Annotated in this window: 12 protein-coding genes; 9 read left to right on the top strand and 3 right to left on the bottom strand. The window is 66.4% G+C overall.

The features are described 5' to 3' along the window. Positions 1-11: 11 nt before the first annotated feature. Positions 12-719: a CoA transferase subunit A gene (locus ACFWIX_RS14505; RefSeq protein WP_377216832.1), complete on the bottom strand. Its 708-nt coding sequence runs from the start codon at positions 717-719 to the stop codon at positions 12-14. Positions 720-908: 189 nt separating this feature from the next. On the opposite strand from ACFWIX_RS14505, the gene ACFWIX_RS14510 reads away from it, so the two are divergent. Beyond that, entirely contained in the window at positions 909-1,706 is a 798-nt protein-coding gene (locus ACFWIX_RS14510) for an IclR family transcriptional regulator (protein ID WP_377216833.1), read from the top strand. A gap of 22 nt (positions 1,707-1,728) precedes the next feature. On the opposite strand, the gene nadE is transcribed toward ACFWIX_RS14510, so the two are convergent. Next, positions 1,729-2,583 (bottom strand): ammonia-dependent NAD(+) synthetase, encoded by an 855-nt coding sequence (nadE, locus tag ACFWIX_RS14515; RefSeq protein WP_377216834.1) that lies wholly within the window; start codon positions 2,581-2,583, stop codon positions 1,729-1,731. Between the two features lie 74 nt (positions 2,584-2,657). Here nadE and pyrE point away from each other — a divergent pair, with 74 nt between their 5' ends. The 4 genes from pyrE to ACFWIX_RS14535 all read left to right on the top strand — a co-directional run bounded on the left by pyrE (position 2,658) and on the right by ACFWIX_RS14535 (position 5,936). After that, a complete protein-coding gene (pyrE, locus tag ACFWIX_RS14520; RefSeq protein WP_377216835.1) occupies positions 2,658-3,242 on the top strand; it encodes an orotate phosphoribosyltransferase in 585 nt (194 codons plus the stop codon). 77 nt (positions 3,243-3,319) lie between these two features. Then, positions 3,320-4,087 (top strand): GAF and ANTAR domain-containing protein, encoded by a 768-nt coding sequence (locus ACFWIX_RS14525; RefSeq protein WP_377216836.1) that lies wholly within the window; start codon positions 3,320-3,322, stop codon positions 4,085-4,087. A gap of 115 nt (positions 4,088-4,202) precedes the next feature. Continuing rightward, positions 4,203-4,829 carry a hypothetical protein gene (locus tag ACFWIX_RS14530; RefSeq protein WP_377216837.1) on the top strand — a complete coding sequence of 209 codons (627 nt, stop codon included), beginning with the start codon at positions 4,203-4,205 and terminating at the stop codon, positions 4,827-4,829. 66 nt (positions 4,830-4,895) lie between these two features. Then, complete coding sequence (locus ACFWIX_RS14535; protein ID WP_377216838.1) at positions 4,896-5,936, top strand: alpha/beta fold hydrolase; 1,041 nt, start codon at positions 4,896-4,898, stop codon at positions 5,934-5,936. A gap of 10 nt (positions 5,937-5,946) precedes the next feature. Here the strand turns inward: ACFWIX_RS14535 and ACFWIX_RS14540 are convergent, their stop codons facing one another. Next, positions 5,947-6,777, bottom strand: coding sequence for an HAD-IIA family hydrolase (locus tag ACFWIX_RS14540; protein WP_377216839.1), 831 nt, complete (start codon positions 6,775-6,777; stop codon positions 5,947-5,949). Positions 6,778-6,848: 71 nt separating this feature from the next. On the opposite strand from ACFWIX_RS14540, the gene ACFWIX_RS14545 reads away from it, so the two are divergent. From ACFWIX_RS14545 to ACFWIX_RS14560, 4 genes are all read left to right on the top strand, one after another. Next, positions 6,849-7,505 carry a TrmH family RNA methyltransferase gene (locus ACFWIX_RS14545; RefSeq protein ID WP_377216840.1) on the top strand — a complete coding sequence of 219 codons (657 nt, stop codon included), beginning with the start codon at positions 6,849-6,851 and terminating at the stop codon, positions 7,503-7,505. Positions 7,506-7,667: 162 nt separating this feature from the next. Beyond that, positions 7,668-8,606, top strand: coding sequence for a hypothetical protein (locus ACFWIX_RS14550; protein ID WP_377216841.1), 939 nt, complete (start codon positions 7,668-7,670; stop codon positions 8,604-8,606). 172 nt (positions 8,607-8,778) lie between these two features. Next, on the top strand, positions 8,779-9,798 hold the full coding sequence (fbaA, locus tag ACFWIX_RS14555; protein ID WP_377216842.1) for a class II fructose-bisphosphate aldolase: 1,020 nt from the start codon (positions 8,779-8,781) through the stop codon (positions 9,796-9,798). Further along, positions 9,799-10,221, top strand: a complete 423-nt coding sequence (locus ACFWIX_RS14560) for a DUF3151 domain-containing protein (RefSeq protein WP_377216843.1) — start codon at positions 9,799-9,801, stop codon at positions 10,219-10,221. The last annotated feature ends 70 nt before the right edge of the window (positions 10,222-10,291 follow it).

The following is a 10,291-nucleotide window of genomic DNA, read 5'->3' on the forward strand; positions in this document are numbered from 1 at the left end:
GGTGGGCGCTGTTAGGCCAGTACGCGCGGCCGGACGGTGCGCTGCTCGATATCCTTGACGCGGTCCGTGGCCTGCACCAGCCGCTGGACATACACGCCGGGGGTCACGATGTGGTTGGGGTCCAGTTGGCCGGGGTCCACGATGACCTCGGCTTCGGCGATGGTCAGCTCCGCAGCAGTGGCCACTACCGGGTTAAAGTTGCGGGCGGTGTAGCGGTAGACGAGGTTGCCGTCCGTATCCGCGGTGTGCGCGTGGACCAGGGCGACGTCGGCCCGGATGGCGCGCTCGCGGACGTACGTTTCGCCGTCGAATTCCTCGAGGGGCTTGCCTTCCGCCACCATGGTGCCCACACCGGTCTTGGTGAAGAAGGCGGGGATGCCTGCGCCGCCGGCACGGAGCCGCTCGGCGAGGGTGCCCTGCGGAGTGAACTCCACCTCGAGCTTGCCCGCGAGGTACTGCTCGGCGAAGAGCTTGTTCTCGCCCACGTAGGAGGCGATGACCTTGCGGACCTGGCCGGCTTCGATGAGGATGCCCAGGCCTTTGCCGTCCACGCCCATGTTGTTGGAGACAACTGTCAGGTCCTTGACCCCCGAGTCCCGCACGGCTTCGATCAGGTCCGCGGGGATGCCGCTGAGTCCGAAACCTCCGACGGCAAGGGTCATGCCGTCCTGTAGCGATCCTTGCAGGGCCTCGGCGGCAGATGGACGGAGTTTGGTCATGGCGTCTCCTCATTGAGCGGCGCGGTTGCGCGGGGCAGGCCGTCCACTTTATGGACGGGTGTTCTGCCATAGGAGATTACGGGCCGCCCTGAGGATGCGTCAAGGCTCGCTTTTCTTGATGTACGACCTGTTTTACACTGTGGACGGACGAAGACCAGGTATCCACAATATGGACGTTTAGGAGATTTCATGGGCAGTGTTCCGGTTCAGGGTGCCCAGGTGGTCAGCCGCATCGCGGGCCTGCTGCGCCTGGTGGGGCGCAGCAGCGAGGGGATGCCTCTCGCCCCGCTGGTGCGTGAGTCCGGTTTGACCCGGCCCACGGTGCACCGGCTCCTGTCCTCCCTGGCGTCCGAAGGCCTGTTGGACCACGACGCAGCCACCGGAAACTGGGTCCTTGGCCCGGAGATGCTGCTGCTGGGATCCGTCGCCTCGGCCCGTTTCCCGCTGGAGGACATTGCCCGGCCAAGCCTCCGCTGCCTCGCCGAGGCCACCGGGGAGAGCGCCTTCTTCTCGATCCGCCGCGGCGTCGAAACGGTGTGCCTGCTGCGCGAAGAGGGCAGCTTCCCCGTCCGCTCCTTTGTGCTGCACGAAGGTGTGCGGTTTCCGCTCGGGGTCGCCTCCGCCGGAACCGCGATCATGGCGTTCCTGTCGGAGGCTGAGCAGGAGGAACTCTTCGCGGACTGGCAGGCGCATGCCGGATCCTTTGCCGTGGCCCATTCGCCTCAGGTGGTGCGCGCGAACCTGGCCGAGACGCGGCTCAAGGGATACTCGGTCAACCCCGGCCTGGTCCTGGAAGGGAGCTGGGGGATGGGCGCGGCGGTGTTCGATTCTTCCGGCCGCCCCGCCTGGGCTTTGTCGCTCACCGGGATCGAGCCCCGCTTCAAGCCGGAACGGCAGGCGGAGCTGGGGTCTCTCCTGCTGGGCGAGGCCCACCGCATCACCCAGCAGTTGGGCGGCGTTGCAGAAAAGGGGCGCCTGCCCCGCTGACCCGGTGTGGTTACCGTCCCGGCTAGAGGCCGGTGCGGGGCTCTTCCGGGCCCTCGTGCTTCCACCAGGTGTCGAAGATGCTGACCGGGACGGTGCGCTTGTGCCGGGTCCGCAGGTACTTCTGCTCGATCAGCTCCGCGACGTGGTCCGGAACCTCCCGGCCCTCGAGGTAGTCGTCAATCTGGTCGTAGGTGAGGCCCAGCTCGTCCTCATCGGTGCGGCCCGGCTTGTCGTCCAGCAGGTCGGCGGTGGGCACCTTCTCCCACACCCGCGCGGGCGCGCCCAACTCGGCCAGGAGGGCCCGGTTCTGCCGCTTGTTCAGGCCGAAGAGGGGAAGGATGTCCGCGCCGCCGTCGCCGTACTTGGTGAAGAAGCCGGTGACGGACTCGGCGCCGTGGTCCGTGCCCACCACCAGATAGTTGTGCTCCCCGGCCAGCGCATACTGGGCGATCATCCGGGTGCGTGCCTTGGTGTTGCCCTTGTGGAAGTCCGAGATTTCATTGCCTACGGTCTTCTCGAATTCATCCTCGAAGCCGTCCACGGCCGCGGCAATATTGAAGGTCCACTGGGTCTTGGGCTGGATGAAGTCCATGGCGGCCTGGGCATCGTCCTCATCGTGCTGGACCCCGTAGGGGAGGCGCACGGCCACGAAATTGGCGTCGACCCCCTCAGCTTCGAGCTCCTGGACCGCCATCTGCGCGAGCCTGCCGGCAAGGGAGGAATCGAGCCCGCCGGAGATGCCCAGCACGAAGCCTTTGGTCCCCGTGGCTTTGAGGTAATCCTTGAGGAAATCGACGCGCTTGCGCACCTCCCCTGCGGGATCAATGCGGGGCTGGACGCCCATTTCTTCAATGATTCTGGCCTGGAGTTCGCGCATGGGATCCAGCCTAGCCAGAGGTGTCAATAGCCCTCAAGCGCAGGCGGCGGCCGTGCCCCACTAAACTGGGAACCATGACTTCCCCCACCGAAACCGCGGCCGATACTGCCGCTGCCCGCGCCCGCCTGCTGGAACTGATCAAGGAACTGGCCGTAGTCCGCGGCAAGGTCATCCTCTCCAGCGGAGCCGAGGCGGACTACTACATCGACCTGCGCCGCATCACCCTGCACCATGAGGCGTCCAAGCTGGTGGGCCAGGTCATGCTGGCGCTCGCCGACGACGCCGGCATCAGCTTCGAGTGCGCGGGCGGCCTGACGATGGGGGCCGACCCCGTGGGGACCGCCGTCATGCATGCCGCGGTCGATGCCGGGCGCCCGGTCGACGCCTTCGTGGTGCGCAAGGCGCAGAAGTCGTACGGCATGGGACGGCAGGTCGAGGGCCCGTCAGTGGAGGGCCGCAACGTCCTGGTCCTCGAAGACACGTCCACCACCGGCGGCTCCGCGCTGACCGCTGTGGAAGGCGTCCGCAAGGCCGGCGGAAACGTGGTGGCCGTGGCAGTCATCGTGGACCGCGATACTGGCGCCAAGGAAAAGATCGAAGCGGAAACCGGGGTTCCCTACCTCTTTGCGTTCGGCAAGGACGAGCTGGGCCTCTCCTAGCCTGCAAACTGTTGGAACCCCCGGCGCCCCTGATTTATCATGTGCGTAACCCTTTGAAAGACTCTGGAGAACGCGCCATGCTCCACGCAGACCCGCCCCTCAGCACCACCGACCAGGTGCAGAACCTCATCCTGGAGAGTGCCGACTTCGAGGACTTCCTCAACGAACTCGCACGGTTCTCTGCGCACCAGATGGCCGGCGACGGCGACGACGCGCTGTGCGGCATCACGCTGCTCCGTGACCGTAAGGCCGCAACTATCGGGTGGAGCAGCGAATCGGCCCGGGAAGTGGACCAGATACAGTATTCGCTCTCCCAGGGACCGTGCCTCACCGCAGCCCAGGAGGAACGCGAAGTCCACGTCCCCGACCTGCTCGAGGAGAACCGCTGGGGGCCCGATTACGCCCACGCCGTGGCCGCGCACGGCCTGCGGTCCGTCCTGTCCCTTCCCTTCAACCTGCAGGGAGAAGCGAAGGCCGCACTGAATCTTTACTCCGATGCGCCGCGCAAGTTCGATGAGCGTGCTACTGCCAGGGCCCGCGGGTTCACCCGCGAGATCTCCCAAGCCCTTCGGCTGGCCGTACGTTTCTCACTCCACACCGACAGCGCCGCCAACCTCCGCGCCACCCTTGAGTCCCGGACCATCATTGACATCGCCATCGGCATAGTCATGGCCCAGAACCGCTGCAGCCAGGAAACAGCTGTCGGGATCCTGACCGAGGCGGCGAGCAACAGCAACACCAAGTTACGGGACATCGCCCGGTCGCTGGTGGACTCGGTGGGCGGCGCCGGAACACGGACGCATTTCCAGGAGCCCGGAAAGGTGGAATCCAGCCGGACTGCGTGAGCCCCCGGCGCCGCATCATGCGCTGTACCGCGCGGATGGCTTGTGCGGAGGCTGTCGTGGCGGATACGCTTGCCGAGGTTGAGCCGTCGGCCATAGAACCTCTTTTGGAGTACCTATGGACCACACCTTAAATGCCCGGATCAGCATCGATGTTCCTTCCGATGTTGTCCGGATTGACGTCGAGGGAAGTCTGGACCAGCAGTCCCGCCCCGTCCTGATCCACATTATTGGCCGCGTGCGTCGGATGGGCATCCGCTCCCACATCCGTGTTGACCTCTCCGGGGCGGAGCTTATTGCCTCCGCCGCCCTTGCCGGACTTCGCGGCGACCTCAATGCCATGGATGCCCTCACCCTGCCCGGACTCTACAGTGCCGGAGTTTCCATTGAGGTCACTCCGGGGCTCGACGTCCCGGCTGCCGGCGAGCCGCTGACGGTCGACGGCGGCGGGTCGCCGACCAGCGACGTGCACCCGCCTGTGGGGTTGCCGCCCACCACCGGCGCGTACCTGGATGAGCTGTGCGGCCGTCCACTCGCCGACTATGCGGATCCGGAACTGCTGGCCGCGAGCGACGCACTTTTTTCGCTCCTGGACAGCCCCGGTGCCTTGGCCGGGGCGGACCTGCTGGGCCGCTACAACGACATCGGGCGGGAGATCCTGCGCCGCCAGCAGTCGGCATTGGATGGCTGGCCTGCGGAAACTCCGGGTTCTCGTCCGGCAGCCGGGAACCAGGCTGCCAGCTGACTTTACGCCGAATGGTTACCTCCACCGTCTTGCGGGGGGCTCTTCCCGTATGCCTACGGTAGGGGAGTGCCACACGAGGGGGAGCTGACTGCCCAGGACCGGCCCCGGACTCCCGAAGCCCGGCTGCTGGATGAAGCTGCTGCCCTGAAACGGTTCTCCCGCCGCAGCTTCCTTGCCGGTGCCGGGGCGTCCGGAATCCTCGCCGCGGACATGCTGGTTACCCGGCATGTCCAGTCCCAGCGCCGGACCAACCGGATTCTGGCGGTGCCGGACGACTTCGCGGACGAATACCATCCCAACGCCAGCTGGTTCCTTTTTCCCGGCTACAAAACCAGCTGGGAAGAGGCCCAGTGGATCCTCAACTCCCTCCGGGGGGCTCTGAACAAGCGCGCACGGCTGGCCGCCGTCGGATATTCCAACCTTGGCCTGGACATCGACGAGGTAGTAATAGCCGTCATCGAGCACGTCCGGGCCGAGAAGATCACCAAGCTGTTCTTCTATGGCCACAGTTTTGGCGGCATGGTGGCAACGCAGGTTGCCGCCCGGCTGCTGGAGATCCACGGCGTGGAGGTGGAGTTCATCGTGCTGGATTCGAGCCCTTACAGCAAGCACGACGTGCTGGACCAGAGCTGGTTCGACGGCGTGGTGTTCCTCTACGAGCGCGGGTTCCGGTTCCCGTCTGCGCTGCGGGGCGGCTACGAACTGGGCGAGAGGGTCATCCACAAGGACGAGCGGACCTGGCGGCAGATCCTGGACCAGACCCTGGAGCAGCTCTCGCCCATCGCCCCCTCCAGCGTGCTCATCCAGTCCGAGTCCGCCTTCATCTACCACTTCGACGGGTTGCGGTTCGTGGGCAAGCTCGGCAACGCCAAGATGGCCTACATCGGCAACCGACGCGACCGGACCGTCCGCTACCAGACGGCGGTTGAGGCGTGGGCGGTGGCCTTCAAGGACAACATGGTCTCCTGGGACCTGCAGACCGAAGGCGCGCAGCCTGCCCACGCCAGCCCCGGCTGGAACCCGCACATCTACCGGCCCGTCCTGGCGGACCTGCTGGACAGCTACTTCCCGCTGCCGCGCGGCGGCTCCCGCGTGAGCATCTTCTAGGCCGTCGGACCTAGATCTGGTTCTTCAGGTCCGCCACGGAATCCAGCACCTGGTTGGGCCTGAACGGGAAAGAGCCGATGTCCTCGCGTCGGGTGATGCCGGTGAGGACGAGAACGGTGTGCAGGCCCGCTTCCATGCCGGCCACGATGTCCGTGTCCATCCGGTCGCCGATCATGGCGGTGGTTTCCGAGTGGGCGTCGATCTGGTTCATCGCGGACCGGAACATCATGGGATTGGGCTTGCCCACGATGTATGGCTCGCGCTCCGTGGCCTTGGTGATGAGGGCGGCGATGGCGCCAGTGGCCGGCAGCGGCCCGTCCTTTGAGGGCCCGGTGGCGTCCGGGTTGGTGGCAATGAACCGCGCTCCCGCCAGGATCAGACGGATGGCCGTAGTGATGGCCTCGAAGGAATAGGTGCGCGTCTCGCCGAGCACCACGAAGTCCGGGTCCTGGTCGGTGAGGATGAAGCCGGCCTCGTGCAGCGCCGTCGTCAATCCTGCCTCGCCGATGGTGTACGCCCGGTTCCCGGAGCCCGAACCCTGCACCTGGTCCTTGAGGAACTGGGCGGTGGCCAGTGCGGAGGTCCAGATGTTCTCCTCCGGCACCTCCAGGCCGGAGGCCCGCAGCCGGGCGGCGAGGTCGCGGGGCGTGAAGATGGAGTTGTTGGTGAGCACCAGGAACCGCTTGGACGTGTCCACCCAGCGCTGGATGAGTTCTGCCGCGCCGGGCACCGCCTGGTTTTCGTGCACCAGCACGCCGTCCATGTCGGTCAGCCAGCACTCGATTTCCTGACCGCTGCGGTAAACCGCCGGGTTGCCCTTGACCATGTCCGCTTCTGCCATGCCTAACCTCCGCCGGTGATGTTTGCTCCAATGGTCCAGTCTAGTGTTGAGGGGTGACCCAAACGCCCGGTATGACGAACGAACCCGACCACGCGCCCGGGGAGGCTGAACTGCCCAGGGCGGAGGTCGGCGTCGGGCCCTGGGAAGGCGAGCTTCCCGAAGGCGACCACTGGGACCCAGACCTGCTGGCGGACGGTGACCGGCGCAACGTGCTGGACAAGTACCGCTACTGGAAGCACGAGGCGATCGTTGCGGAACTGGATTCCCGGCGGCACAACTTCCACGTCGCCATCGAAAACTGGCAGCATGACCTCAACATCGGCACGGTGGTGCGCACGGCCAACGCGTTCCTGGCCAAGGAGGTCCACATCATCGGACGACGGCGCTGGAACCGGCGCGGCGCGATGGTCACCGACCGCTACCAGCACGTCCGCCACCACCCCACGGTGGAGGACTTCGTAGCATGGGCGCAGGGCGAGGGGCTGGCGATCATCGGCGTCGACATCTTCCCGGACTCGGTGCCGCTGGAGACGTACGACCTTCCGCGCGACTGCGTGCTGGTGTTCGGCCAGGAGGGGCCCGGGCTGACGCCGGAGGTGCACGCCGCGGCAGCCGCCACCCTGTCCATCGAGCAGTTCGGCTCCACCCGGTCCATCAACGCCGCCTCCGCCGCAGCGATAGCGATGCACGCCTGGGTCCGACGGCACGTGTTCAACCAGCACGTCTGACCGGCCTGCCCCTTCCCGCCCACCCCCTCTACCCCCCGCGAGATGGCATTTAACGGCAGTCCGGGGCCCCACAACTGCCGTTAAATGCCATCTCGCGGAGGGGTGGGAAAGCTGGCCTGTGGATAACCCAATCCGGGCATCGGGGCCGGGCAAGAATGAAGGATGCGCAGGGCCGAACTTCCCGGTGAGCTGACCACGGGTTCCTTTTCCGTGAGGAGCTCCGACAAGGCAGGGGTCAGCCGGACGCGCACTGCAGCCAAGGATCTGGTCACCGTCTCCCGGGGAATCCGGATACCGGTCCACTCCGGAGCCTCGGGTGCTGCGGCATTGCGCGGCTACACGGACCTGGACGACACCTCCGTGCTGACGTCCCTGTCGGCGCTACGGGTCTGGGGCGGACCGGTGCCGGCGGCAATGAGCGGTGACTGGCGAATCCATGTGGCACGCCGGCGCGGTTTCAGCTTTCCGCGGCGCGTCAACGTGGTGGGCCACCTCCTGACCTTCCTTCCGGGGGAAACGGTGGAGTACGACGGCGTCCGCGTCACTTCGCCTGCGCGCACCTGGCTCGACCTCGCGTCGCTGCTGGTACTGAAGGATCTGGTGGCAGTTGGCGACTTCTTCGTGTGTGCCCACGGACCGGAGTTCCCACGGCCCCGGCGCGCACTCTGCAGCATCGAAGACCTCCGGGTTGCCGTATCACGGCACCGGGGCATGCGGGGCCTGAAGACGGCGCGGGCGGCGCTTGAGCTGATCCGGGTGGGCTGCGACTCTGCGCCCGAGACGCATATGCGGCTGGCACTTGTCGACGCCGGACTGCCTGAACCGGAACTGAACCACGTACTTTTCGGCCGCGACGGGCAGCCCGTGCTGTGGCCCGACGCCGCGTACCCCGACTGGAAGATCGCCCTCCAATACGACGGACGCCACCACGGCGGCGAGGAGCAGTACCTGCGGGACATTAGGCGCCAGGACACCACGGCGCTCCATGGCTGGCTGGAGGTGCGCATCGGTAAGCAGCACCTCGAAGGCGACCATCCCGCCGTCGTCCGCAAAGTGAGGTCCGCCCTCCTGAGCCGTGGCTGGACGCGAGATGGCATTTAACGGGAGTCCTGAGGCGCGCAACTGCCGTTAAATGCCATCTCGCGGGGGAGTGTTACCGCCCTGCGTGACGCGAGACACTGGCGTAGGGCAGGAATCGCTAGGATGGTGCCTAGCCAACGAGGTCTACTCCAGCGACACATCCCTCAGACGAAACCCCAGCATAGGAGTCAGCATGCCCATTGCAACCCCAGAGATTTATACCGAGATGATTGATCGTGCCAAGGCGGGCGGCTTTGCGTTCCCGGCGGTGAACGTGACTTCCTCGCAGACGCTGAATGCTGCCATCCGCGGGTTCGCCGAAGCTGAGTCCGATGGCATCATCCAGGTGTCCACCGGCGGCGCGGCCTACTGGTCCGGCGCGTCGGTCAAGGATATGGTTGCCGGTTCGCTGGGCTTCGCGGCCTTCGCCCGCGAGGTGGCCAAGAGCTACAACGTCAACATCGCCCTGCACACGGACCACTGCCCCAAGGACAAGCTGGACGGCTTCGTCCTGCCGCTGCTCGCAGCTTCCGAGGCCGAGGTCAAGGCCGGCCGCAACCCGCTGTTCAACTCGCACATGTGGGACGGTTCCGCTGAGACGCTGGAGGACAACCTCCGCATCGCCCGTGAGCTGCTGGAGCGCACCGCCGCCGCCAGGATGATCCTCGAGGTGGAGATCGGCACCGTCGGTGGCGAAGAGGACGGCGTCGAGAACGAGATCAACGAAAAGCTCTACACCACGGTCGAAGACGCCCTGGCCACGGTTGAGGCCCTCGGCGCCGGCGAGCGCGGCCGCTACATCACCGCGCTGACGTTCGGCAACGTCCACGGCGTGTACAAGCCCGGCGGCGTGAAGCTGCGCCCGGAGATCCTCAAGGACATCCAGGCCCAGGTCGGTGCGAAGATCGGCAAGGAAAACCCGTTCGACCTCGTGTTCCACGGCGGCTCCGGCTCCTCGGACCAGGAGATCGCGGACGCCGTCTCCTACGGCACCATCAAGATGAACATCGATACCGACACCCAGTACGCCTACACGCGTCCGGTGGCTGACCACATGTTCCGCAACTACGACGGCGTCCTGAAGGTGGACGGTGAGGTGGGCAACAAGAAGACCTACGACCCCCGCGTCTGGGGCGCGGCCGCCGAAGCAGGCCTCGCCGCACGCGTGGTGGAAGCCACCAAGCAGCTCGGCTCCGCCGGAAAGACCTTCTAGATGTCGGACGAGTTCCGCCGGAACCTGATGGGTCCAGAACCCACGCTCCTTCCTGCCGAGCCTGAGGTGTACCAGCAGCTGGAGGCGGGCCAGGAAGCGCTGGACCTGGTGGCGAAGCACCCCACATCCTCGCTGCTGTGGGCCGTCCTGGCCGAGGAAGCGTGGGCAGAGGGCCGCACCATCGATTCCTACGCGTACGCACGGGTCGGCTACCACCGCGGCCTGGATTCGCTCCGCCGCAGCGGCTGGCGCGGGGCTGGGCCCATCCCGTGGGAGCACGAGCCCAACCGCGGCTTCCTCCGCGCGCTCTACTCGCTGGGGCGCGCGTCGGCGGCCATCGGCGAGGCGGAAGAGCCGGAGCGCATCGAGAAGTTCCTCAAGGACTCCGATCCCACGGCCAAGGCTGCGATCCAAGCCTCCTAGCCGCATCGCTGTTTAACGTTCGACGGCGGCCGGTCACCTTTCGCGAAAGGTGACCGGCCGCCGTCGAACG

The sequence above is a fragment of the Pseudarthrobacter sp. NPDC058362 genome (assembly GCF_042723515.1).
In the GTDB taxonomy this organism is placed as follows: Bacteria; Actinomycetota; Actinomycetes; order Actinomycetales; family Micrococcaceae; genus Arthrobacter.

Excerpts from the sequence above, each read along its gene's own strand:
- fbaA (WP_377216842.1), top strand. The coding sequence starts at position 8,779 with ATGCCCATTGCAACCCCAGAGATTTATACCGAGATGATTGATCGTGCC.
- ACFWIX_RS14540 (WP_377216839.1), bottom strand. The coding sequence starts at position 6,777 with ATGGCAGAAGCGGACATGGTCAAGGGCAACCCGGCGGTTTACCGCAGC.
- nadE (WP_377216834.1), bottom strand. The coding sequence starts at position 2,583 with ATGCGCGAACTCCAGGCCAGAATCATTGAAGAAATGGGCGTCCAGCCC.
- ACFWIX_RS14545 (WP_377216840.1), top strand. The coding sequence starts at position 6,849 with ATGACGAACGAACCCGACCACGCGCCCGGGGAGGCTGAACTGCCCAGG.
- ACFWIX_RS14525 (WP_377216836.1), top strand. The coding sequence starts at position 3,320 with ATGCTCCACGCAGACCCGCCCCTCAGCACCACCGACCAGGTGCAGAAC.
- ACFWIX_RS14530 (WP_377216837.1), top strand. The coding sequence starts at position 4,203 with ATGGACCACACCTTAAATGCCCGGATCAGCATCGATGTTCCTTCCGAT.
- ACFWIX_RS14560 (WP_377216843.1), top strand. The coding sequence starts at position 9,799 with ATGTCGGACGAGTTCCGCCGGAACCTGATGGGTCCAGAACCCACGCTC.
- ACFWIX_RS14510 (WP_377216833.1), top strand. The coding sequence starts at position 909 with ATGGGCAGTGTTCCGGTTCAGGGTGCCCAGGTGGTCAGCCGCATCGCG.
- ACFWIX_RS14505 (WP_377216832.1), bottom strand. The coding sequence starts at position 719 with ATGACCAAACTCCGTCCATCTGCCGCCGAGGCCCTGCAAGGATCGCTA.
- pyrE (WP_377216835.1), top strand. The coding sequence starts at position 2,658 with ATGACTTCCCCCACCGAAACCGCGGCCGATACTGCCGCTGCCCGCGCC.
- ACFWIX_RS14550 (WP_377216841.1), top strand. The coding sequence starts at position 7,668 with ATGCGCAGGGCCGAACTTCCCGGTGAGCTGACCACGGGTTCCTTTTCC.